General features: G+C 54.5%; 23 protein-coding genes. 8 read left to right on the top strand and 15 right to left on the bottom strand.

Features of this window, described 5'->3' with window-relative positions:
- Window positions 1-15: 15 nt before the first annotated feature.
- The 7 genes from V1572_RS00395 to zapE all read right to left on the bottom strand — a co-directional run bounded on the left by V1572_RS00395 (window position 16) and on the right by zapE (window position 5,682).
- Entirely contained in the window at window positions 16-720 is a 705-nt protein-coding gene (locus tag V1572_RS00395) for a fimbria/pilus chaperone family protein (protein ID WP_045910125.1), read from the bottom strand.
- A 120-nt stretch (window positions 721-840) separates the two neighbouring features.
- The gene (locus V1572_RS00400) at window positions 841-1,521 is read right to left on the bottom strand and encodes a DUF1120 domain-containing protein (protein ID WP_045910126.1); all 681 of its coding nucleotides are present in this window, start codon (window positions 1,519-1,521) and stop codon (window positions 841-843) included.
- 447 nt (window positions 1,522-1,968) lie between these two features.
- Window positions 1,969-2,466 (bottom strand): ClpXP protease specificity-enhancing factor, encoded by a 498-nt coding sequence (sspB, locus tag V1572_RS00405; protein ID WP_045355426.1) that lies wholly within the window; start codon window positions 2,464-2,466, stop codon window positions 1,969-1,971.
- A gap of 5 nt (window positions 2,467-2,471) precedes the next feature.
- Window positions 2,472-3,110: a stringent starvation protein SspA gene (gene sspA / locus V1572_RS00410; RefSeq protein WP_025756674.1), complete on the bottom strand. Its 639-nt coding sequence runs from the start codon at window positions 3,108-3,110 to the stop codon at window positions 2,472-2,474.
- A gap of 308 nt (window positions 3,111-3,418) precedes the next feature.
- Complete coding sequence (rpsI, locus tag V1572_RS00415; protein ID WP_003860436.1) at window positions 3,419-3,811, bottom strand: 30S ribosomal protein S9; 393 nt, start codon at window positions 3,809-3,811, stop codon at window positions 3,419-3,421.
- Window positions 3,812-3,826: 15 nt separating this feature from the next.
- On the bottom strand, window positions 3,827-4,255 hold the full coding sequence (rplM, locus tag V1572_RS00420) for a 50S ribosomal protein L13 (protein WP_003860434.1): 429 nt from the start codon (window positions 4,253-4,255) through the stop codon (window positions 3,827-3,829).
- 302 nt (window positions 4,256-4,557) lie between these two features.
- A complete protein-coding gene (zapE, locus tag V1572_RS00425; protein WP_395299626.1) occupies window positions 4,558-5,682 on the bottom strand; it encodes a cell division protein ZapE in 1,125 nt (374 codons plus the stop codon).
- 189 nt (window positions 5,683-5,871) lie between these two features.
- Between zapE and zapG the strand changes: the two genes are divergently transcribed.
- From zapG to degS, 3 genes are all read left to right on the top strand, one after another.
- Window positions 5,872-6,270, top strand: a complete 399-nt coding sequence (gene zapG, locus V1572_RS00430; protein ID WP_008502832.1) for a Z-ring associated protein ZapG — start codon at window positions 5,872-5,874, stop codon at window positions 6,268-6,270.
- A 171-nt stretch (window positions 6,271-6,441) separates the two neighbouring features.
- Window positions 6,442-7,809 (top strand): serine endoprotease DegQ, encoded by a 1,368-nt coding sequence (degQ, locus tag V1572_RS00435; protein ID WP_045910128.1) that lies wholly within the window; start codon window positions 6,442-6,444, stop codon window positions 7,807-7,809.
- Between the two features lie 91 nt (window positions 7,810-7,900).
- Window positions 7,901-8,968, top strand: coding sequence for an outer membrane-stress sensor serine endopeptidase DegS (gene degS / locus V1572_RS00440; protein WP_008502834.1), 1,068 nt, complete (start codon window positions 7,901-7,903; stop codon window positions 8,966-8,968).
- Between the two features lie 56 nt (window positions 8,969-9,024).
- Here the strand turns inward: degS and mdh are convergent, their stop codons facing one another.
- Window positions 9,025-9,963: a malate dehydrogenase gene (gene mdh, locus V1572_RS00445; RefSeq protein WP_045910129.1), complete on the bottom strand. Its 939-nt coding sequence runs from the start codon at window positions 9,961-9,963 to the stop codon at window positions 9,025-9,027.
- A gap of 397 nt (window positions 9,964-10,360) precedes the next feature.
- Here mdh and argR point away from each other — a divergent pair, with 397 nt between their 5' ends.
- From argR to yhcN (V1572_RS00460), 3 genes are all read left to right on the top strand, one after another.
- Window positions 10,361-10,831, top strand: a complete 471-nt coding sequence (gene argR, locus V1572_RS00450) for a transcriptional regulator ArgR (RefSeq protein WP_008502836.1) — start codon at window positions 10,361-10,363, stop codon at window positions 10,829-10,831.
- A gap of 375 nt (window positions 10,832-11,206) precedes the next feature.
- Entirely contained in the window at window positions 11,207-11,470 is a 264-nt protein-coding gene (gene yhcN, locus V1572_RS00455) for a peroxide/acid stress response protein YhcN (protein ID WP_045910130.1), read from the top strand.
- 110 nt (window positions 11,471-11,580) lie between these two features.
- Window positions 11,581-11,847 (top strand): peroxide/acid stress response protein YhcN, encoded by a 267-nt coding sequence (gene yhcN / locus V1572_RS00460; protein WP_008502838.1) that lies wholly within the window; start codon window positions 11,581-11,583, stop codon window positions 11,845-11,847.
- Window positions 11,848-11,908: 61 nt separating this feature from the next.
- Here the strand turns inward: yhcN (V1572_RS00460) and V1572_RS00465 are convergent, their stop codons facing one another.
- The 5 genes from V1572_RS00465 to aaeX all read right to left on the bottom strand — a co-directional run bounded on the left by V1572_RS00465 (window position 11,909) and on the right by aaeX (window position 16,888).
- Entirely contained in the window at window positions 11,909-12,181 is a 273-nt protein-coding gene (locus V1572_RS00465; RefSeq protein ID WP_008502839.1) for a barstar family protein, read from the bottom strand.
- A gap of 45 nt (window positions 12,182-12,226) precedes the next feature.
- A complete protein-coding gene (locus V1572_RS00470) occupies window positions 12,227-13,681 on the bottom strand; it encodes an NAD-dependent succinate-semialdehyde dehydrogenase (RefSeq protein ID WP_032664520.1) in 1,455 nt (484 codons plus the stop codon).
- A 90-nt stretch (window positions 13,682-13,771) separates the two neighbouring features.
- Window positions 13,772-15,739 carry a p-hydroxybenzoic acid efflux pump subunit AaeB gene (gene aaeB, locus V1572_RS00475; protein ID WP_045910132.1) on the bottom strand — a complete coding sequence of 656 codons (1,968 nt, stop codon included), beginning with the start codon at window positions 15,737-15,739 and terminating at the stop codon, window positions 13,772-13,774.
- A gap of 5 nt (window positions 15,740-15,744) precedes the next feature.
- Window positions 15,745-16,677, bottom strand: a complete 933-nt coding sequence (gene aaeA, locus V1572_RS00480; protein WP_023309394.1) for a p-hydroxybenzoic acid efflux pump subunit AaeA — start codon at window positions 16,675-16,677, stop codon at window positions 15,745-15,747.
- 7 nt (window positions 16,678-16,684) lie between these two features.
- Window positions 16,685-16,888 (bottom strand): p-hydroxybenzoic acid efflux pump operon protein AaeX, encoded by a 204-nt coding sequence (gene aaeX / locus V1572_RS00485; RefSeq protein WP_003860416.1) that lies wholly within the window; start codon window positions 16,886-16,888, stop codon window positions 16,685-16,687.
- 179 nt (window positions 16,889-17,067) lie between these two features.
- Here aaeX and aaeR point away from each other — a divergent pair, with 179 nt between their 5' ends.
- Both aaeR and V1572_RS00495 read left to right on the top strand, forming a co-directional pair.
- A complete protein-coding gene (aaeR, locus tag V1572_RS00490; protein ID WP_023309395.1) occupies window positions 17,068-17,994 on the top strand; it encodes an HTH-type transcriptional activator AaeR in 927 nt (308 codons plus the stop codon).
- A 219-nt stretch (window positions 17,995-18,213) separates the two neighbouring features.
- Window positions 18,214-18,828: a YagU family protein gene (locus V1572_RS00495; RefSeq protein ID WP_262802120.1), complete on the top strand. Its 615-nt coding sequence runs from the start codon at window positions 18,214-18,216 to the stop codon at window positions 18,826-18,828.
- Window positions 18,829-18,876: 48 nt separating this feature from the next.
- Here the strand turns inward: V1572_RS00495 and tldD are convergent, their stop codons facing one another.
- Both tldD and yhdP read right to left on the bottom strand, forming a co-directional pair.
- Window positions 18,877-20,322, bottom strand: a complete 1,446-nt coding sequence (gene tldD / locus V1572_RS00500; protein WP_045910133.1) for a metalloprotease TldD — start codon at window positions 20,320-20,322, stop codon at window positions 18,877-18,879.
- Between the two features lie 84 nt (window positions 20,323-20,406).
- The gene (gene yhdP, locus V1572_RS00505; protein ID WP_395299627.1) at window positions 20,407-24,210 is read right to left on the bottom strand and encodes an AsmA2 domain-containing protein YhdP; all 3,804 of its coding nucleotides are present in this window, start codon (window positions 24,208-24,210) and stop codon (window positions 20,407-20,409) included.
- Between the last annotated feature and the right edge of the window lie 38 nt (window positions 24,211-24,248).

Raw genomic sequence — 24,248 nt, forward strand, 5'->3', positions numbered from 1 at the left:
CGTTTTATCCCTATTTTATTTATTTAATTCAGAGGTAAAGCTCGGCACTTCAACGCCATAGCGGCTGGCCGGGAAAAATTTAACGTGGCTGTCACCACTGGTTGTTTTATTCAACGCAGCCGTCATCGTCTCACCTGGCAGAAGGTAAGTTTTGGAAAGCGTGGCGTTTGCGCCTGAAGGCTGTAATACGACTTTTTGCGCCAGACGGACAACGTACTTACTTGGGTTGGTGACTTTTACAGACGACCCGACGGTTGACCATTTGAGGTATTTCCATGCGTCCGTCACAACCCCCAGCGTAGCCGGGCGTATTAGCACTGGAATATCCTGGCGGATGTTAATACCAATTTTAATTTTTTTATCGTCATTTTTTGGCGGAATGCCGTCAAACGTTACGCGTTTGAAATGCTCAACGTCCAGCGGTTGCTTGCTTTGCAAAATAAAACGAAGCTGCTGCGTTTGACCGGGTTCAAGGCGAACTACAGGCTGCGTGACGATCAGCTTAAGCCCCTGATCATCCGGCAGGTCAACCACGTTTGTATATAAAAGGGATGGATGTGAATCCGTATTTTTTACGTTGATGGTACCGCTGTGCGTGGCTTCATCAATAATCAGCAGGCTGGTTTCCGGCACCATACCTTCTGCATGTACTGCAAAATGGGTAGAAAATAAAGCGAGGGTGAAAAGTGTTTTAAATATATTCGATTTTACGCATTGCATAATATTATCTCCTTGATAGCCCAACAGAACATTCCATGTTTATCGCGCTGTTAAAAAGAGAGTAAATGCAGAACATTCACTCTCTGGATTATTTTAAAATTACTTTTACTCAATAAAGTCTTACAGATAACGCAGGCTGATGGTCAACTGACCGTCAAGCTGAGTATCATCGGTAATCGCCAGAGTTGCGGTGTTCTGAACAGCCAGTGAGGTCACCAGTGGGAAGGTCGCAGTCTGGAAAGCCAGCGGGTCCAGAGTACCCGTAGACGCGACGGTGAAGTCACGAATATGGCTGCCCTGAGTAGAACCATTGGTGGTTTTGGTCCAGTTACCCGTTGCGTTCTGCTGATAGATTGGATCTGCCGCAGCACCATCAGCCGTTACGCTGTCTGCTTTAACAAACATAGCGTAAGTACCGATGTTAACGCCACCTTCGGTTTTGCCCACACCGTAAGTTTGGCCAGTGCCGCTACCTTGAGAGCCACCACCAAACTGACCGTTTGTTACCGTCAGGTTCGCGTTAGAATCCACGCGGTCGTCAACCATATTCCAGGACACTTTTGTTGCCGCGGTGCAGTTAATGGTCAGGTCGATATTTTTCTGGCCCAACTGGTTAGTTGCAGTCGCACTCAGATCGCCCAGGTTAATTGTACCGTAGTCAACAGTACCACCGTTGCTCAGAACGGGTGTACATGCTGCATTGGTCAGCGTACCTTTAACCTTCAGTACCGCTGAAGGGTCTGCAGCAAATGCTGATGTCACACACAGAGAAAGCGCAGTCGCGAGTAAAACTTTTTTCACTTGTTAATCCTTAACATATGAGTAATTGCAATATTTAATCCAGTAATGATAAATACCTTTACCAGTTACTGATTGTCGTCATGCTTGTCAGCATGTGCACATAGTATTGTTTTTATAAATACATGCAATTTAGCAAAATTAACGATTCGATTAAGGATAACGAAAAACTGATCTTTTCCTTAATTTATTAAGGAATTACCCATTTAAAAAAGAGATTAACATCAAAAAAAGAATACTACTCTGAATTTAACTTTACTTTTCTTAGCGCTTTGATATTACTTTACACCTCATTGATTCACACCATTTATAAATCTAGTTAATTATTAACCAGACAATAAAGAAATAAGAGATATAAACAATGCTTATTTAAAAATGTTGCAGCGGTTGATGGATATAAAGAAAAAAGCCAGTGAATCACTGGCTTTTATAAACGGACGACAAAGGGATTTATTTGACGACGCGTAGCGCCGGGCGACCACCGCGCGGAGGCGGATCGTCATCAGGGTCATTGTCGTCGTGATGATCGGGTTTGTCGCCATCGATAAGTGACATCACCGTGTCGCTTTCGCGCTCATCAGATGCATTGTCATCATTCAGGCTGGCAACCTCTTCATCATACGCCGCTTCCGGCTCAAACATAGTACCCGCCCCGTTTTCACGGGCGTAGATAGCCAGCACAGCGGCCAGCGGCACGGAAACCTGACGCGGTACGCCGCCGAAACGCGCGTTGAAGCGCACTTCATCGTTCGCCAGTTCCAGGTTACCCACCGCGCGCGGGGCGATGTTCAGTACGATCTGTCCGTCACGTGCGTATTCCATTGGAACCAGCACGCCCGGCAACGTCACATCCACAACCAGGTGCGGCGTGAGCTGGTTATCCAGCAGCCATTCATAGAAGGCGCGCAGCAGATACGGACGGCGTGGGGTAAGTTGTGACATTTCCACAGTCATTAGCCTCGGCCGAGACGCATTTCACGTTCCGGTTCAGTTAAAGATGCCAGGAAAGAGTCGCGTTCGAATACGCGAGTCATGTAGCCTTTCAGCTCTTTCGCGCCAGGACCGCTGAACTCTACGCCCAGGGTTGGCAGACGCCACAGCAGCGGTGCCAGGTAGCAGTCTACCAGGCTGAACTCATCGCTCAGGAAGAACGGCTTCTGACCAAACACCGGGGCGATTGCCAGCAGTTCTTCACGCAGTTGCTTACGCGCAGCGTCGGCTTCGGCAGCGGATCCGCTGGTAATCACGTTCATCAGCGAATACCAGTCTTTCTCGATACGCTGCATGTACAGGCGGCTTTCACCACGCGCAACAGGGTAAACAGGCATCAGCGGCGGATGTGGGAAACGCTCATCCAGATATTCCATAATGATACGGGATTCCCACAGGGTCAGCTCGCGATCCACCAGCGTCGGTACGCTTTGGCTCGGGTTGAGATCGATCAGATCCTGAGGCGGGTTATCCTTTTCCACATGCTCGATCTCAAAACTGACACCCTTCTCGGCCAGCACGATACGAACCTGATGGCTATAAATGTCAGTAGGACCAGAAAACAGCGTCATTACCGAACGTTTGTTGGCAGCGACAGCCATGAAAACCTCCAGGTATATTCAGAATTTTTACTGCTACCAGCCCAACAGGGGCCAGCCAGATGTTGTATCGCCCATCCCAGAGAAGACACATTGTTCAAGAATCGAACAAAAATCGAGTATTCACCGATATTTGGGCAGAAAATTGGATGATAGTTTACCAGATTTTGATGGCTTTGTGGTGAGGGGATTCTGGAAATGTGGAAAAAGAGAAGATATATGCATGGATATTGTGGATAACCTGCGCATTATCCATAAAAAAACCCGCCGAAGCGGGTTTTTCGCCAATCGTTCTGCGTAAGCAGAATGGATTAACGTTTGGAGAACTGTGGACGACGACGTGCTTTACGCAGACCCACTTTCTTACGTTCAACCTGACGCGCGTCACGAGTAACGAAGCCAGCTTTACGCAGTTCAGAACGCAGGGATTCGTCGTACTCCATCAGAGCGCGGGTGATACCGTGACGGATCGCACCTGCCTGACCGGAGATACCACCACCTTTAACGGTGATGTACAGATCCAGTTTTTCTACCATATCAACCAGTTCCAGCGGCTGGCGAACTACCATGCGGGCAGTTTCGCGACCGAAGTACTGTTCCAGAGAACGCTGGTTGATTACGATTTTACCACTGCCCGGTTTGATGAAAACGCGAGCTGCGGAACTTTTGCGGCGACCAGTGCCGTAGTATTGATTTTCAGCCATTGCCTATAATCCCGATTAGATGTCAAGAACTTGCGGTTGCTGTGCCGCGTGGTTGTGCTCGTTGCCTGCGTAAACTTTCAGTTTACGGAACATAGCACGACCCAGCGGGCCTTTTGGCAGCATGCCTTTAACCGCGATTTCAATCACACGCTCAGGACGGCGAGCAATCATCTCTTCAAAGGTCGCTTCTTTGATACCACCGATGTGGCCGGTGTGGTGGTAGTACATTTTGTCAGTACGCTTGTTGCCGGTTACAGCAACTTTATCAGCGTTCAGAACGATGATGTAATCACCGGTATCAACGTGCGGAGTGTATTCCGCTTTGTGCTTACCGCGCAGGCGACGAGCCAGTTCAGTAGCCAGACGGCCCAGAGTTTTACCGGTCGCGTCAACAACATACCAGTCGCGCTGTACGGTTTCTGGTTTAGCTGTAAAAGTTTTCATTAAAAGCTTACCCAAATAATAAGTTACACGTTGGTGAACACCCAAACGTTTAGTCAGTTGAGGTTCACACGACAAAGTCCGGCAAACCTACCCCTTCGAATAGCTCATGCCGACACATAGAAAGTTTCGGGAAAAAAACCTTCTCGTAACGTGGGGTCGCAAGATTATAGAGAAGTTGAGGTCAAAGATCGACCCTTAAATGTGATTTGGAATGGGTTTTTCGAGGGGGCTGAAAATGCCGGGTGGCGGCTGCGCCTTACCCGGCCTACAAGGCTCCCTTCTCAGGGAGAGGGTGGCATTTATTACGGCATATGCTCCAGCTTCAGGTATTCCTCGCTCTGCATCTCCTGCAGTCGAGACAGGCAGCGCTGGAACTCAAACTTCAGCCGCTCGCCCTGGTAGATCTCATATAAAGGAACCTCGGCGCTAACCACCAGCTTGACGTGGCGCTCATAAAACTCGTCCACCAGCGCAATGAAGCGCCGCGCCTCGCTCTCCATCAGCCGCGTCATCACCGGTACATCCAGCACCATCACGGTGTGGAACAGACGCGAAAGCGCAATGTAGTCGTGCTGGCTACGGGCGTCGACACAGAGCGCCGTAAAGGAGACCGCCAGCGTTTGGTTTTCAACGCCGAGCGTAGGCAACGGACGATGGTTAATCTCAAGTTCCGGGGCGTGCTCGCCTTTTGCTCCCGCCAGCGCCAGCCAGAGTGTATCCATCTCGCGGGAGGTCTCTGCATTTAACGGCGAGAGCCACAGGTGCGCCTGGGTTAACGTGCGCAGACGATAATCGACACCGGCATCAACATTCATAATGTCGCAGTGCTGCTTAATGGCGTCGATGGCGGGCAGGAAGCGTGCCCGCTGCAGGCCGTTGCGGTACAGCTCGTCCGGCGGGATATTCGACGTGGCCACCAGCGTAATCCCGCGGGCAAATAACGCCTTCATCAGGCCGCCTAACAGCATGGCATCGGTGATGTCAGACACAAAAAATTCATCGAAGCAGAGCACGTCCGTTTCCGCCTTGAACCGGTCGGCCACAATCTCCAGCGGATCGCTTTTACCCTGCAGCGCAGTCAACTCTTCATGTACCCGCAGCATAAAGCGGTGGAAGTGCAGACGCTGTTTACGCTCCCCCGGCAGGCTCTGGTAGAACATGTCCATCAGCCAGGTTTTTCCGCGACCGACCCCGCCCCACATATATAAACCGCGCACCGGCGCGTGAACCTGTGGCGCTTTTTTTCCGAGCAACCGCCCAAATGCCGCCTTTAGCCCGCCATTCTGTTCGGTTTCAGCGGGTTTGGCCGTGAGTTCCTGATAAATCATCTCCAGACGGCTTACCGACTCACGTTGAACGTCATCCGGCTGATGGGTACCCTCGTTAAGGGCCAGTTGATATCGCGATGCAGGGGACAGGTTTTGCATAATCTTATTGTTATTCCTTCAATTAACGCTCACCAGCAGACGTGACTGATGAAAAAAAGGCCGTTCTACACTACGCGATGATACGTCAGGATTCCACTTCTACGGAAATAGCGGTTATAGTGGCATTATCAGGCACAGGCAGGAGCCGAGCCAACACCCTACGGAACAACAAGACAACGGGAGAAGTTCATGACCTGGGAATATGCGCTAATCGGTTTAGTCGTCGGCATCGTCATTGGTGCTGTGGCCATGCGTTTCGGTAATCGCAAATTGCGTCAGCAGCAGTCACTGCAGTACGAACTGGAAAAGAACAAAGCCGAGCTGGAAGAGTATCGTGAAGAGCTGGTCAGCCATTTTGCCCGTAGCGCCGAGCTGCTGGACAACATGGCGACCGACTATCGTCAGCTGTATCAGCATATGGCCAAAAGCTCCAGCAGCCTGCTGCCGGAAATGACGGCGGAAACCAACCCGTTCCGCAACCGTCTGGCAGACTCTGAGGCCGGTAACGATCAGGCGCCCGTTCAGATGCCTCGCGACTATTCAGACGGCGCGTCCGGCCTGCTGCGTGGCGGTGTAAAACGCGATTAATCGCACAACCTGAATTTATTTTACGGGCGCAGCGATTGCGCCCGTCCTTTCTTCATGACCCCAGCTATCATTTAGTTAAACACCTCATTGTTCAGCGGTTTAAAATTCAATAACATCAACGTGTTTTTGGGGCCGTTTTTCCTTAATTCCAGGTTACGAGAGTCAACATCGATGAAGAAAAAAAACCAGCTGTTGAGCGCTATCGCGTTAAGTGTCGGGTTATCTCTCTCGGCGTCCGTTCCTGTATTTGCCGCCATTCCCTCCCAAGTGCCTGGCCAGGCGGCCATTCCAAGCCTTGCACCCATGCTGGAAAAAGTGTTGCCTGCGGTCGTCAGCGTTCAGGTTGAAGGCACGGCGGTACAAAGCCAACGCGTCCCTGAAGAACTGAAGAAGTATTTTGGTGATGAGTCTCCCGACCAGCAGGCCCAGCCTTTTGAAGGCCTGGGGTCTGGCGTCATTATCGATGCGGCAAAAGGCTATATTCTGACTAACAATCATGTCATCAGCCAGGCCGATAAAATCAGCGTCCAGCTAAACGATGGCCGCGAATTTGATGCCAAACTGATTGGCGGCGATGACCAGAGCGACATCGCGCTGCTGCAGGTGCAAAACCCGAGCAACCTGACCCAGATTGCCATCGCGGATTCCGACAAACTGCGCGTCGGCGACTTTGCCGTCGCCGTAGGCAACCCCTTTGGCTTAGGGCAAACCGCCACCTCCGGGATCGTCTCCGCGCTGGGACGTAGCGGCCTCAATCTGGAAGGGCTGGAAAACTTTATCCAGACCGATGCCTCAATCAACCGCGGGAACTCCGGCGGGGCATTGCTCAACCTTAACGGTGAGCTGATTGGGATCAACACGGCGATTCTGGCCCCGGGCGGCGGCAGCATTGGGATCGGTTTTGCGATTCCCAGCAACATGGCCAAAACGCTGGCACAGCAGCTCATTCAGTTCGGTGAAATCAAACGCGGGCTGCTGGGTATTAAAGGTATGGAGATGAGCGCGGATATCGCAAAAGCGTTCAACATCAACGTTCAGCGCGGGGCGTTTGTCAGTGAAGTGCTGCCTAACTCCGGCTCGGCAAAAGCAGGTATCAAATCGGGCGATGTGATCGTCAGCCTCAACGACAAGCCGCTGAGCAGCTTTGCCGAGTTGCGCTCGCGGATAGCGACCACCGAACCCGGCGCCAAAGTGAAGCTGGGTCTGATCCGTGACGGTAAACCGCTGAACGTTGAAGTGACGCTGGATAAGAGCACCTCCTCCTCTGCCAGTGCGGAGCTGATCGCCCCGGCGCTGCAGGGTGCGACGCTGAGCGATGGACAGCTGAAGGACGGTACGAAAGGCATTCGCATCGACACCGTTGAAAAGAGCAGCCCTGCCGCTCAGGCCGGATTGCATCAGGAAGATGTGATCATTGGCGTAAACCGCAATCGCGTGCAGTCCATTGCCGAACTGCGCAAGGTGCTGGAGAGTAAACCGGCGGTTATTGCCCTGCAGGTCATGCGCGGCAATGAGTCTATCTATATTCTGTTGCGCTAAGCATTTGCGACCCGGACATCACCGCTGCGTGTGATGTCCGGATAACTCATGTTATGCTGCAAATCGTTCCTTTTTTAACGACACGCGCATCATGCTTTTAAAGCTCTTACGTTCTATTGTCATCGGTTTGATTGTCGCTGGCCTGCTGCTGCTGGCGCTGCCGTCTTTACGTCAGTTCAATAAACTGTCGGCTCCCCAGTTCGATAGCACGGATGAAACACCGGCCACCTATAATCAGGCCGTCCGCCGAGCCGCACCTGCCGTGGTTAACGTCTATAACCGTGGCCTGAATACCTCAGCCCACAACCAGCTGGAGATCCGCACCCTCGGCTCCGGCGTGATCATGGACGAGCGCGGCTACATTATTACCAACAAGCACGTGATAAACGATGCCGACCAGATCATCGTCGCCCTGCAGGATGGCCGCGTGTTTGAGGCATTACTCGTTGGCTCTGACAGCCTGACCGACCTCGCCGTCCTGAAGATTAACGCCACGGGCGGTTTGCCGGTCATCCCGATCAACCGTAAACGTACCCCGCATATAGGCGACGTCGTCCTGGCGATTGGTAACCCTTACAACCTGGGCCAGACCATCACTCAGGGGATCATCAGCGCGACCGGCCGTATTGGTCTGAACCCCTCCGGGCGGCAGAACTTCCTGCAAACCGATGCCTCCATCAACCACGGTAACTCCGGCGGTGCGCTGGTCAACTCGCTGGGCGAACTGATGGGGATCAACACCCTGTCGTTCGATAAGAGTAACGACGGTGAGACGCCGGAAGGGATCGGCTTTGCCATTCCGTTCCAGCTGGCGACCAAAATTATGGATAAGCTGATCCGCGACGGACGCGTGATCCGCGGCTATATCGGTATCGGTGGTCGCGAAATTGCGCCGATGCATACCCAGGGTGGCGGTATCGATCAGATCCAGGGCATCGTGGTGAACGAGGTGGCGCCAGGGGGTCCGGCGGCCAACGCGGGGATTCAGGTCAATGACGTCATTGTGTCGGTCAACGGCACGCCTGCGGTTTCTGCGCTGGAGACGATGGACCAAGTGGCAGAAATTCGCCCGGGCTCTATCATCCCAGTTGAAGTCATGCGCAACGATAAGAAACTGACGCTGCAAGTCACCATTCAGGAATACCCGGCAACGAACTGACAGGCATAAAAAAACGGAGCGATAAGCTCCGTTTTTTTGCCGGGGGACGGTTCGTATTACTTGTTAACGAACTCTTCACCCAGGGTGATATCTTTCTTCAGCGTATCCAGCATGCCTTCCATCGCGTGTTGCTCAAACGCGCTCAGCTTGCCAATGGATTTACGCTCTTCGATACCATTTTTACCCAGCAGCAGCGGCTGAGAGAAGAAGCGAGCGTGTTCGCCATCGCCTTCAACGTAAGCGCATTCAACAACGCCTTTCTCGCCCTGCAGCGCGCGAACCAGTGACAGACCGAAACGTGCAGCCGCCTGGCCCATAGACAGGGTTGCAGAACCGCCACCCGCCTTCGCTTCCACCACTTCGGTGCCCGCGTTCTGGATGCGTTTGGTCAGGTCAGCTACTTCCTGCTCGGTGAAGCTTACGCCTGGGATCTGCGACAGCAGAGGCAGGATGGTAACGCCAGAGTGACCGCCGATGACCGGCACTTCCACTTCTGTTGGCTGTTTGCCCTTCAGCTCAGCAACGAAGGTGTTGGAGCGGATGATATCCAGCGTGGTTACGCCGAACAGTTTGTTTTTGTCGTAAACGCCCGCTTTCTTCAACACTTCTGCCGCGATAGCAACGGTGGTGTTCACCGGGTTAGTGATGATACCGATGCATGCTTTCGGGCAGATTTCGGCAATCTGCTGCACCAGGTTTTTCACGATGCCCGCGTTGACGTTGAACAGGTCTGAACGATCCATGCCTGGCTTACGCGCCACGCCTGCAGAAATCAGCACCACGTCGGCACCCTGCAGTGCAGGACGCGCATCTTCACCGGAGAAGCCTTTGATTTTTACAGCAGTTGGGATGTGGCTCAGGTCAACCGCCACACCTGGGGTTACCGGAGCAATATCGTACAGGGAGAGTTCTGAGCCTGAAGGCAGTTGGGTTTTCAGTAGTAGGGCAAGCGCCTGGCCGATACCACCAGCAGCGCCGAGGACTGCGACTTTCATCCTAAACTCCTTATTATGGTTAACTTAAGTATCTGTAAATCCGTTGCGGCGACCATAATTCAGCAAGTAAATAATTACAATTTTCGTAGCTAAAGAATTTGAGGTCACGCGACTTTATCTCTCTTCAGAAGACGCTCTGACGACAGACGGCGACGAATTAAGAGGTGGTTACAATACACCCTGCCCCGCCACCAAAACAACATCATTTTGATAACATTTAATTTACTTTTAAGCTTATTTGCGCGGCGTGACCCAGGCATGTTTTCTGATAACGAATTCTGATAAAATCACTCCCTTTCATAACATTATTTCAGCCTGGCGCTGAGTAGATAATTTGCATAAAAATTCATCCACATGCATAATAATGTTGTTTCTATCGTCATATTCCGGGTGACTTATGCGAAGCTCGTCTAAGCAAGAAGAATTAGTCAAGGCGTTTAAAGCGCTACTTAAAGAAGAGAAATTCAGTTCTCAGGGAGAAATTGTTCAGGCGCTGCAGGAACAAGGCTTCGATAACATCAATCAGTCGAAAGTCTCCCGCATGTTAACGAAATTTGGCGCGGTGCGTACCCGTAACGCCAAGATGGAGATGGTCTATTGCCTGCCGGCGGAACTTGGCGTGCCGACCACCTCCAGCCCGCTGAAGAATCTGGTTCTGGATATCGATTACAACGACGCCGTTGTGGTGATCCACACAAGCCCTGGGGCCGCACAGCTGATTGCCCGCATGCTGGACTCGTTGGGTAAAACAGAAGGCATCCTCGGGACTATCGCCGGCGATGACACCATCTTTACCACGCCGGCTAGCGGTTTCTCCGTTAAAGATCTCCACGAAGCGATTCTGGTTCTGTTCGAACAGGAACTCTAATCCCCTTTCCCCGTAGCGCCGCTGCGGGGATCGTTCTGCCCCCACGCCGTTTCCCCCTCTTTTCCACTGCCCCTGACTTTAACAAATAGTGCTTTTTACCGCCCATTAACATTCATCTGGTGAATGCTAAATCAAAAAATCGCACAAAAAATCAAAAGCTGATATCCATATGATTTTCTTAGATATAGCCAACACAAATGCGCAAAAAACACCCAATATTATGCAAATTGGTTATAAAAAACAGAGTGGTTAACACGTAATAACAATAGAAACCATTAGCCTGGTATTAATTTTTGCCGTTATTAGTGTATACTTGATTTTGTGATGAGGGTCACGAAACAAGACCCCACTAAAAAATTCGACGAGGTAAAAATCATGAAAATCAAATCAACTGTAGCGGCGCTGAGCGTCCTGTCTGTCCTGTCATTCGGTGCTTTCGCGGCTGACGCTATCAATGCTGATCAGGCGCAATCACGCGAGACCATCGGTACGGTTTCTGTCGGCGCGGTCGGCACATCGCCAATGGACATGCGTGAGATGCTGAACAAAAAAGCGGAAGAAAAGGGTGCGTCATCCTACCGCATCATCGAAGCGCGTTCTGGTGCCCACTGGCACGCCACCGCTGAGCTGTACAAATAAGTTTGAGCAATAACTGAAAACGTAAATCTCCACTCAACGGCACCAGGCATAAAAATAGCGGTTCAACCCTTCTCGCCGTTGAGCAAAAACCCTATTCAGGAGTAAAGACTATGAAAACCAAATTGATCATCGCAACCCTCGGTCTGGCATCTGTTCTCTCTTTCGGCGCAAGCGCAGCCGTACAGCAGGTGAATGCCGACCAGGCACAAAATCTGCAGCCTATGGGCAGCATCTCCGTGACGTCTGTTACCGGCTCTCCGATGGATATCCGTCACGAACTGGCTGCCAAAGCTGAAAAAGCAGGTGCCAGCAGCTATCGCGTCACCGAACTGAATCAGGGTGACCACTGGCATGCAACTGCAGAACTGTATAAATAAACCCTCGTCGTATCTCATCATACGACTTGCCCCTGGCCTCATGGTCAGGGGCTTTTTTCATTCAGTGCCGCGCGTTAAAACGCAGCTGCCCTTCCAGCTCTTCTTCCGCTTCATCGAACAGTAATATCAGTGCGCCAAAGCGTCTGCGCAGCTTATCGGGCAAATGGATGAACTCAATTTCCAGCGGTAGCGGCAGCAGACTCCCGGTCACCACGTCCCACAGCGTATCCAGATTCGTCACGCTTTCCCGTTCAAGATCAAACACCCGGATAAATTCGCGGTAGAAGTCTTCCTGACTGTCGATCTCGTCAAAATCAAAAGTATAGGTTTTCATTGCCAGCCACCCAGTCCAGGCGAGCGGCAGATGCCGCCCTGTCTATTATAATCCCCCGATGTGAAGGGTTTTCACTTCCAGGTACTCTTCCAGGCCCAGCACGGAGCCCTCACGACCCAGGCCTGACTCTTTTACGCCGCCAAAGGGCCCCAGCTCCGTGGAGACGGCACACTCGTTAATGCCGATCATCCCACTCTCGATGGCCTGCGAAACGCGGAAAACACGTGAGAGATTCTGGGTATAGAAGTAAGCCGCCAGCCCATAGGGCGTGTTATTGGCACGCTGGATAACTTCATCTTCCGAGGTGAAACGGAAACATGCCGCAACCGGGCCAAACGTCTCTTCTTCTGCCAGCTTCATGCCTTCATGGCAGTCGCCCAGCACGGTTGGCATCCAGAAATTCCCGCCAAGCGGATGGGGCTTACCCCCTGCCAGTACGGTTGCCCCCCGTGAGACGGCATCGTCGACATGCTCACGCACCTTGTCGACCGCAGCAGATTCAATCAGCGGCCCGACAACAACGCCCTCGTCAAGACCATTCCCCACCTTGAGCGCCTTCACGGCATCGGCAAGTTTATTCACAAACTTGTCGTAGACGGTTTCCTGAATATAAAAACGGTTCACGCTGACGCAGACCTGCCCGGCATTGCGGAACTTGTTGGCAATCGCCCCCTTCACCGCCGCGTCGATGTCTGCATCCTCAAAAACGATATACGGGGCATTTCCCCCCAGTTCCATCGAGACTTTCTTCATGGTTTCGGCAGCATTACGCACCAGCGTTTTGCCGACGGAGGTCGAGCCGGTAAAGGAGATTTTACGCACGTCTCGGCTTGCCATGATCGCATCGCTGATTTCATGCGTATTCCCGGCCACGGCGTTGAGCACGCCGTCGGGCACGCCAGCCTGTTTTGCCAGGGTAAGCAGCGCAAAGGCACTGAGCGGCGTATTATTGGCCGGTTTGATCACCCCGGTACACCCTGCAGCCAGCGCCGGGCCTAACTTGCGGGTGAGCATGGCCATCGGGAAGTTCCACGGCGTTATCGCCGCGACCACGCCAATGGGTTCACGGGTCGCCAGAATGCGCGAGCCGGGTTTGATCGGCGGAATAATTTCACCGTTCGCGCGCTTGGCCTCTTCGGCAAACCACTGGATAAAGCTGGCAGCGTACTCCACCTCGCCTTCGGCCTCTTTCAGCGGCTTACCCTGCTCGGTGGTCATTAACTGCCCGAGCCAGCTTTTATTCTCAATGATCAGTTCGTACCAGCGATAAAGAATCGCCGAGCGCTCTTTTGCGGTTTTGGCACGCCAGGCCGGGAAGGCTTTGGTGGCCGCTGCGATAGCGTCTTCGGTTTGTGCTTTACCCGCTTTGGCGACTTTCGCGATGACTTCCCCGGTTGCGGGGTTAAGCACATCGAAGGTCGTGTCCAGCGTTTTCCAGATTCCGTTGACCAGATAACCGGTCTGAAAAAGGATGTGATCCTGAAGCGCCTGGGTCGTCATGTGTCCTCCCTTCCTGAAATGTAAGAACGTGCTGGAATAAGTATAGCCACAAAAAAACCGACGCTTTTGGCGTCGGTTTTTTTACTTCGGTCAGCTATCCGTGAGGGCATTCTGGTAGCGATGCAGCATAAACACCAGCCGTCCTACCGGCTCGGTCACCTGAGGCGGCGCTTCCCAGGTTTTAAGCTTCTCCTGGTAGATATCGAGCTCTTCAAGCAGTTGCGTAAAGTAGCGACGTCGTTTGTCATCACTGCTGGCAGAAAGCACGTGGTCAGCGGTACGACGCAGCTGGCGGTGCCAGGCCGACAGATCGTCGTTGATCGGCACCGGTGCGTTACGCAGACGCTGGTGTGCAATGATCATGGTCAGCGCCAGCCGGAACTTGCCGATATCGCCCGGGAACTTGTTCAGCAGTAAAAACAGCTGCTGGTAGAGCGCGGGCAGATGGTTCTCTTTACGGCGCGCGGTGTTGGTTGTCATCGACGACACGGCGGCCGACACAAACTGGTTCAACAGCACGCGGCCCGTTCTTGCCTGCGAATTATCGCGGACCAGCAGAATCACCATCATTGCCAGGAAACAGCCCACCAGCTGACCTAACGCACTGTCGAGGAACTGGCTGAAATGGAAGGTCATCGGGTTATCGAGCACAATGATGTTAATCGTACTCGCCAGCGCCCCCAGCGATCCCAGACGTCGCTTTTGCACTTCAATGCCGATAAAGAACGCCATCACCGCCAGACTAATACAGAGCAGCAGCATGCTCTGCTGCGTCGACGGGATGATGACCAGAAAGTAGAGCGCGCCTATCGGCAGGGCGGCAATGGTGCCGTACAAGAAATCGATGGCGACCATACGCGGATTAGGCAGACGCATCGCCAGTGCGGTCACGACGGCAATCATCACCATCGCGCCGCTGCCGGACGTCCAGCCCGTCCACAGCCAGAACAGCGTGCCGAGCATACAGGCAAGCGTCGTACGCCAGAAGTTAACCATCGCGTGATGGCGCTCGGCGGATTCCGCCTTGATCACCACTTCGCCCTGCAGCACCTCTTCTTCCGCCGCGCTGATTTTGGTATTTCCGATCACGCCGCGTTTCAGCAGCAGGTAGCGCGTCGCGGCGCCGACCCAGGTGTAGATGGTTACCGGCGTGTCGCGCTCCCCTGTCCAGGCGATCACCCTGCGCATACGCTTCAGCTGCTTGTGCACGTCCTGCACCGTTTCCACCGGCTCGGCGAACAGTTCGCGGAAGGTATCGGTGACCGCTTCCGGCCGGGTGTTCTGAATCAGATAGGTTTCACATGCCTGGGTAATCAGCGTTAACGAGACCGTATTAAGGGCTTTCAGACGACGGTTAGCGCGGGCCCAGCGTGACGACTCCATATTAAGATTGCTGCGCATCCCCTCCAGCGCCTGCGTGCGGCGAACCAGCCCGCTCCAGGCTTTATCCACCTCTTCGCTGTCGCCGTGCTTGATGCAGAGCTGCATCAGCTGGTACTGAGCGACAATCAGCGCGTCAAGCTCACGGTCGACTTCCTGCTTGATGGAGCGCGGGGAGAACAGCAGGTCCGCGACAATCGCACTCACGATACCAATGACAATTTCGCTGCATCGCTCCACCGCAAACTGCGGAGCCAGCAGCGGCTCGGACTGGATGGTGATGATAATAATCAGCGCGGTATAGCCCGCCAGCCCCCAGGCGTAGGAGTTCTCCACTTTCACCAGAGATGAGATCCAGGTGCAAAAGCCCGCCCAGATACAGCACACCATCAGCATCAGCAGCGGCGTGCGGATCATCAGAATAATAATGGTGAGCGCCGCAAAACAGCCGATAAACGTCCCGATGATACGCAACATTCCGCGATAGCGGATCGCGCCTGAATAGGGTTCCCCACCCGCAGCAAAGGCCGGGCCCGCCGCGACAATCGCAGCCGTCAGCACTGCCCAGCGAGGGGTTTCAAGCTGGAAGTGAAAGCCAACAAACAGCGCCAGCACAATGGCACACGCCAGCTTCACGGCGAAGCGAATGTGCTGGCTGGCGATGGAAAAGATGCCCATAGCGATTAACCAAACTCGCGCAGACGGTGGGCGATTTTACGGAAGAACGAGTCCTGGCTGGCATCCCGATCTTTTTCACCGGTAATCACCACTGTCGCCGTGGTACCCGCAGGCCACAGGTTGCCCTGCTGTTCGTCCAGATGGATACGGACCGGCACGCGCTGGGCCAGACGCACCCACTCGAGATTGGAATCCACCGTTGCCATCCCTTTTGCATCGTTCGAACTGCTGGAGTTGGTCACCCCTGCGGCGACGCTGTCGACGGTACCTTTAAACACGCGGTTGCTGCCCAGCGGCGTGATTTCTGCCCGGTAGCCCGGACGTACGCCTTCCAGCTTGGTCTCTTCCATATAGGCGAGTACGTAGAAGGAGTTCTGTTTCACCAGCGCCACGGCGGTTGAGCCACGGGTAATAAACTCCCCGGCATAGACGTTAAGGTTGGTCACCCAGCCATCAGACGGTGCGCGGATCACGGTACGCTCCAGATCGAGCTTCGCCAGATCGCGCGTTGCTTGTGCTTTCGCCAGCTGGTGCAGCACGGTTTGCAGCACGTTGTTGGACTGATCAATCTCTTCACGGGACATTGCCTGAACGCCAAGCTGGTTACGGCGGCCAGCTTCTCGGCGTTTCTCCGCAGCCAGCGCCTGGTAATAGGCCACGTCCGCTTCCGCCTCTTCCAATGCTTTCTGGTAACGAGGCTGGTCGATGGTGAACAGAACCTGATCTTTTTTCACCAGTTGGTTATCGTGTACGTTGACCGCCGTGATAAGACCGGCCACGTCAGGGGCGATCGCCACCACATCGGCGCTGAAGCGTGCATCACGCGTCCACGGTGATTCGGTGTAATAGACCCAGGCGCGGAAAATAGCGATGAAGGCGAGGATAACCAGCGCCATGGTGATGGCAGTGCGGGAGATTTTTCTTGTTAGCGTTTTCACATCAACCTCAGACAAACATGCGCGATATCAGGTAGAACAGGCAGCAATACAGCGCGGTATTGAACAATGCAGGGTGCCAGACGAAATCGTAGATCCCGGTAGGGACCAGCACCTTGCGCACCAGCCAGAAGATCGCCAGTGATAAAAGAAGCTCGAAAAATATCGGTGGGAAGGACAAACCGAACACCACGATAACGGGAAACAGACTCATGTTGACCTTGATTAGAGAGAGTGCAGGCTTCAGAATTTTTTAGCGCACGCCATCGCAGGAGAGCAAGAAACGCCGGGCGAGAATGGCGCAGCCGTTATGTAATAAATAATATATTAACGTAACTGTTATGCTGTTATCTATAATATGTGATCTAAATCACTTTTAAGCCAGAGTGAACAATGGAACGTTTAAAACGCATGTCAGTCTTCGCCAAAGTGGTTGAACTGGGCTCTTTTACCGCCGCTGCACGCCAGCTTCAGATGAGCGTCTCATCCATCAGCCAGACGGTGTCTAAACTGGAAGATGAGCTTCAGGTCAAGCTGCTCAACCGCAGTACCCGCAGCATTGGGCTGACGGAAGCGGGCAAAATTTACTATCAGGGCTGTCGCCGTATGCTGCTGGAAGTGCAGGATGTTCACGAACAGCTCTACGCCTTCAACAACACCCCCATCGGCACGCTGCGCATCGGGTGTTCTTCAACTATGGCACAAAATGTTCTCGCTGCCATGACGGCGGATATGCTGAAAGAGTATCCCGGGCTTACCGTTAATCTGGTGACGGGTATCCCGGCGCCGGATCTGATAGCCGACGGTCTGGACGTGGTGATCCGCGTCGGCGCGCTGCAGGATTCCAGCCTGTTCTCGCGTCGGCTGGGCAGCATGCCGATGGTTGTCTGCGCTTCGAAGAGCTATCTGGCCCAGTACGGTGTGCCGGAGAAACCCGCCGACCTCACCAACCACTCGTGGCTGGAGTACAGCGTGCGGCCCGACAATGAATTTGAGCTGATTGCCCCGGAGGGGATCTCCACCCGGCTGCTGCCGGAGGGACGGTTTGTCACCAACGATCCGATGACCATTTCGCGCTGGCTGGTGGCCGGCGCCGGGATCGCCTACGTGCCGCTGATGTGGGTGATCAACGAGATCAACAGCGGCGTGCTGGAGATCCTCTTCCCGCGCTACCAGTCCGATCCGCGTCCGGTGTACGCCCTGTATACCGAAAAAGACAAGCTTCCGCTGAAAGTCCAGGTATGTATTAACTATCTGACCGAGTATTTTGTGGACGTGGCGGAGCTGTTTCAGGGGATGCGGGGAAGAAGAAAGGAATAATCCATTTATTTCTGAACGCATAGAGGCAATGAATATTCCCAGGATGAATCTCTTGTTGATTCAGGAATATTCCTTCGCCACTATCAGGAATAGAGAATTGACACTGCCGCTACCAGCCCATTACTTTATATGCAGTCTGCTCGTCAGACTGTTATTAATTTGTTGCTGATATGAATAATAAAATGTATTCCGCAGGATGACGTTAAACAAGGAAAAGAAATGAATCTATTTGAACAAACACCGTCTTCACGCAGGCGCTATGGACTCGCCGCGTTCATCGGTTTAATTGCAGGGATTGTCTCCGCGTTTGTCAAATGGGGAGCCGAAGTACCGCTTCCGCCACGCAGCCCCTCCGACTTATTCACCGGCGCATGTGGACCCGAGCAATTAATAAGAGCCGCAAGCCAGATTGACTGTTCCCGCAATTTTTTAAACCCTCCCTATGTATTTTTACGCGACTGGCTGGGCGTTGTTGATCCTAACGCGGCAGTTTATACATTTGCCGGGCATATATTTAACTGGGTTGGCGTGACGCATATTATTTTCTCAATCGTCTTCGCTGTTGGCTATTGTGTCGTGGCTGAAGTCTTCCCGAAAATTAAACTCTGGCAGGGTTTGCTGGCGGGTGCGTTAGCTCAGCTCTTTGTGCATATGATCTCCTTCCCGCTGATGGGGCTGACGCCGCCGCTGTTTGAGCTGCCGTGGTATGAACACGTTTCAGAGATCGTAGGCCATCTGGTCTGGTTCTGGTCGATCGAAATTATTCGTCGTGACTTGCGTAACCGCATCACACACGAGCCGGATCCGGAGATACCGCTGGGTAACTTACGTTAAAAAAAAGGCGCTACATCAGTAGCGCCATTTTTTTTATGCCGCTTCAGGTCAGGCAGTGCCGCCTACCGTCAGGTTGTCCACTTTCAGCGTTGGCTGGCCCACGCCCACCGGCAGGCTCTGGCCCTCTTTACCGCAGACGCCCACGCCGTTATCCAGCTTCAGATCGTTACCGACCATCGAGATCTGCTGCATGGCTTCAATACCGGAGCCAATTAGCGTCGCACCTTTCACCGCTTTGGTCACTTTGCCCTTCTCAATCAGGTACGCTTCTGAGGTAGAGAAGACAAACTTACCGGAGGTGATGTCCACCTGGCCACCACCAAAGTTTGGCGCAAAGATACCGTAATCAACGGATTCGATAATCTCCTGCGGTGTGGATTTGCCCGGCAGCATATACGTGTTGGTCATGCGCGGCATCGGCAGGTGCGCGTAAGATTCGCGACGTCCGTTGCCCGTCGGCGCGACGCCCATCAGGCGCGCGTTGAGTTTGTCCTGCATGTAGCCTTTCAGCACGCCATTTTCAATCAGCACATTGTACTGACCTGGCGTACCTTCATCGTCGATAGCCACCGAGCCACGACGGTCAAGCATGGTGCCGTCATCCACCACGGTGCACAGCTCAGAGGAGACGAGTTGCCCGATCTGACCGCTGAACACTGAGGTCCCGCGACGGTTAAAATCGCCTTCCAGACCGTGACCCACCGCCTCGTGCAATAGCACACCCGGCCAGCCGGCACCCAGCACCACCGGGAATGACCCCGCCGGTGCCGCGACGGCATTCAGATTCACCAGCGCCATGCGCACGGCTTCTTTTGCCCACGCGTCAGCGCGCGCTTCACCGTCAACGTCGCCCAGGAACCAGTCATAGCCAAAACGACCGCCGCCGCCGCTTGAGCCGCGCTCGCGTTTGCCGTCCTCATCGACCTGCACGCTGATGGAGAGACGCACCAGCGGACGGACATCAGCCGCCAGGGTGCCGTCGGTTGCCGCCACCAGAATCAGTTCATACACACCGCTCAGGCTTGCAGAAACTTCCTGCACGCGTTTATCCGCCGCGCGGGCGACTTTGTCCACGCGACGCAGGATATCCAGCTTCTCTTCACGGCTCATGCTCTGCAGCGGATCGATGCTGGTATAGAGCGCAGAGTGCTGCACTTCTCCCAGCGTTTTCACACGTCCATCACCGGTATCACGCACAATGGTGCGCGCCGCCTGCGCGCTCTGCTCAAGTGCGGCGAGGCTAATCTGATCCGCATAGGCAAAACCGGTTTTCTCGCCGCTGACGGCGCGGACGCCGACGCCCTGGTCAATGTTGTAAGAGCCATCTTTGATGATGCTGTCTTCTAAAACCCAGGATTCGTGATAGCTCGACTGGAAATAAAGGTCGCCGTAGTCGAGACGGCGTTCGGTCAGTTGACCAAGAATGGAGAACAGGTCCTGATGGCTCAGGCCGTTCGCTGCGAGCAAATGTTCACTTACCAGGTTCAGACTCATCGTATTGCTACTCGTTCGTTGCCGCCCGTGGCGGTATAAAGATCGTATTTATTGAGAGTGAGGCAATTACCTGCCCACGTCAAATCATTGCTGTGCATCTTTGCGCGGCTGGCGCAGCACCTCGTTAATCTGCGGTTTATCGATCGGACCGGTAATGCGGTAGCGCAGAATGGAGACCTTGCTCCACAGCGGCCCAAGCACTTTGCTGGCGGCAAACACCGCCGCACCGACAATCGGGTTCACCACAAAGGCCGCCGCAACGCCCACGCTTGCGGAAATTTCCGGTGCCACCACGGCTTCCATATCCAGTTCGCGTCGCACGAGGTTGACCGAGCCTTTCATGGCAATGTCCGCTTCCAGGCCATCCACCAGCGTATCGTCCGTATGCAGAACGCCGTCCTTGATCCACGCCGTACTGCGGATGGAATCGTAGTAGAACCCTTCGCTGAAGGTATCGCTGAAATCGAAACGCAGCTTGCGCAGCAGCGCATCAAAGCTGAGGAGGCGCAGGATCTGCCCGGCGCGCCCCGTGCTCACGTCGGCGATCTCACCTTTGCCGAAGTGGGTTTTCAGAATGCCGTTAAGCGAGGCCTCATCCGGCTTCCACGGTGCGTCTCGCCAGTGAAGATCGTAATTAACGTCAAATGATGAACCGCGCAGCGGCGTGCTGATGCCAAAGAAATTGGCTGCTGCATCCAGTTTGTTGCCTTTAATGTCGCCCTTGAGGGACGTCCGCTGCTCGCCCGGATTATTCACCCATTCCCCGCCCGCCGTCATGCGGCCGAAGCCGGTATCAACCAGGCCGCCCGAGAGCGTAAGCGTGTTTCCCTGGATGGCAAAATCACCGTCGATGCGGCCATATTTCTGCCCCCACAGCCAGCACTCTGCACAGCGCAGCTGGAGATCGGGCCAGCCGCTAAAATCGACGCGGGAGATTTGACTCAGCGGCGACGTCGCAGCCGGTTTGTCTTTCCCGCTCGCGGCGCTTGCCGGGTTGTAGTAGAGGTAGCGGATCGCCGCCTGCCACGGCGCGTGATTGCGCATGGTCAGCGTACCGTTGATCTCTCTGCCCTGGGCTTCCACCTTCGTACCGTTAGCGCCAGGCTGTGAGACGATGCTCAGGTTGTTCCACTGCTGCCCGCCGAGCATTAGCGACGGCGTGCGTACGGTAATGGCTTGCGGGAACTGGGCGGTTTCATCGACGTTTTGCCCAACGCCTTTCTGGAACAGCGCCAGCCACTCTGCACCGTCCATCGGCGGAAGATTCAGCTCAATGCCCGCCTGCTCCGGCAGCGGTGGCGTGGAGCGGCTATCCGTCGTCCAGATGGCTTTGTCGAGGGTGAGCTTGCGGTTAAGCAACCAGCGGCTGTTGAAGTGGTTCGTCCCGCCCGCGCTGCCGGTCAGCGCGAAGCTGTTCAGGTTGCCATCCACGTTCAGCTTCACCGGCAGCGGCTGTCCGGCCTGTTTATCCAGCGGCGCAGGCAGCTGGCTGTGAAGGTTTTTCAGATCGCCCGTGATGTCGACCTTGTACTGGGCACCCGCGTGATAAGGCAGGTCTATTGCCACTTTACCTTTCCAGGCGACCGCGCCCTCCACGGACGCCTCAATCGGCTTCGGCAGGACGTCCATTCGCGCTGGCTGCCAGTTGCCGTCGAGATTAACGGCCACCTGATACGCCTTTTCACCCTCTGTGGTCGTGAAGTCGATATTCACGGGCTGATTAAACCAGCTGGCGGTAAGCGGCTCGCTCTTCAGGTTACCGTTCTCAAAGCTGAACTGCCCGCTGAGATTTTTCAGGGTGCTCTCAAGGGGTTTGATGAACAGACTGTTGTTCTTCAGACGGACGTCGCCTTTCGCGGTTGTCATCTCACCGTCCAGCGGGATATCAAGATGTAAGCGAGCATTCACATCACCATCAAGCTGGAGCTGCTGAAGCGTCGCGGCCAGCGACTCTTTGAGAGGAGTCTCCTCAAAGTACGGTCCCACCGCCTTGCCGGGACCGTTGATGTCGGCATCAATCAGCAGCTTCTCTTTTGAGTAGTCCGGAATGTTGGCCGTCAGGTTGCTGGCCGTCACGCCGCCCAGCGCCACGCTGTCGGACTTCATCCACAGGCCGTCATTGAGGAAATTAAGTTCGATATCCAGGTTTTTCAGCGCGGGCCAGCCCGGCTGGAACGCGAAAGTGGCGTCATGCAGCGGCACCAGAACCTGAAACTGACCTTCATTATGTTTATACGGGAACAGATGCGGATTACCGCCGTAAACCAGCGTGGCATTATCCGCCTGACCGCCCTGAATCGCACCGCTCAGATAGTCTACCAGCGCTTTCCCCATCAGGTTTTCCGGGAAATAGCGCCAGGCCTGGGAGCCGTCATCGGTACTGATCCCGGCCAGAATCCCCAGCCACGGCTCATCCCCTTCAGGCTGCACATAGCGGAAATCGCCGCGCGCATGCACCGCTTTCGCTTTGACGTCGATATGCCGGCCATCGAGCTGGAAACCCTTGTCGTTACGGAGCCAGTTAAGCACTGCGTTGCCCTGTTCGATTTCCAGCGGCGCGCGGAAGACCGTCTCGTAAGGCATTTTGGCGTCGTGCATATCAACCGTCAGCCTGCCGTTCTCCACGCTGCCTTCCAGCTTGCCGCTAAAGTGCTCCGCACCCGGCAGCAGCTTCCACTGCTTCCAGGCAAGATCTTTCCATGTCGCCTGGAAACGGGTTTTTTCCGTCGCCTGAAGCGGGATATCCAGCGCCAGAGAATCAATCTTTCCGCTCGGCTGCGTAGCCAGCCAGATCTCGCCCAGGTCAGGAGAAAGCTTTGCCGCCATCGAGCGCAGCCCTTCAATAGCGGCCAAATCCAGGTTACTGGCACGGATACGCAGCTCGTCGCTGCGTTTACTGGCCGTGCCGCCAACGTCCTGCTCCGGCATCCAGGCCAGCGTCAGCGCACCGCGCGGCCACGGCTTGCCGTCCATCGTGATGCGCGTATCGGGAATGGCAAACTGCCAGCCCTCTTTCTCCTGCGTCACGTGCGCGGTGAGGTTATCGACGGAAAGCTGATGCTGCTGGTTTTCACCTTTCCAGCTCGCGCCTCCCTGCTTGAGCCAGATATCGCCGCTGGCAAATTCGCCTTTCGTCAGGGTCAACCAGCCTTCAAGACTGAAGCGGGCCGTTTCCAGCTGCATATTTTGCTGGAGCCAGTCGCCCAGCCACGGCTTGACGTCCACATCGTCTGCCTGCAGCCAGACGTTACCGTTATTTAACAGGCCGTCATCGTCGCGCAGATCCATGCGCACCTGCATCACGCCGTGCTGGCCGTTCAGGCTTGAGAGATTGACCTGCCCCTCGGCGCGGTGCCGATCCTTACCGTTGAGCCAGGTCAGCTGCGGGATCGCCAGCTCGGCGCGCTGGCCGGAAAGGGTAATAAAGCTCACTTCGCTGTCGCGCAGATCGAAATGATCGAACTGGCGGAGGAAAAGATCGCTGAAGCGGTTGGCTTCAAGACCCTGACCGCTATCGCCGCCAGACAGCGGCGTATTGGTCAGGAACTGGAGCTGATAAAAGGTGAGATCGCGAAACTGCCAGCGCAGATGCAGCAGGCTTTGCCAGACGTCCAGCGCCAGGGTCACGCGTTTGATTTTAAGGTAGCCGCCATCTTTCAGGCTGGCGTTGATATCCCGGACATCGAGCGTCGGGCCAAAATTCTGCCAGTTAGCGCTGACCTGGCTGACGTTCACCGGCACGCCGGTAGTGGATTCGATTTTCGCCAGCAGCTGCGGACGCCAGCTGTCCAGATGCGGTAAAACGAGGCGTAGCCCGCTCACGAGCAACGCGACAATCACGACCAGCGTTGCCCCTGTAAGCAATAAAATCCCCGGCAATCGCCTCACGCATCTCTCCTTGTCAGCATTCGTCACGCAGCGTACTG

The organism is Enterobacter quasiroggenkampii (assembly GCF_043972695.1).
In the GTDB taxonomy this organism is placed as follows: Bacteria; Pseudomonadota; Gammaproteobacteria; order Enterobacterales; family Enterobacteriaceae; genus Enterobacter; species Enterobacter quasiroggenkampii.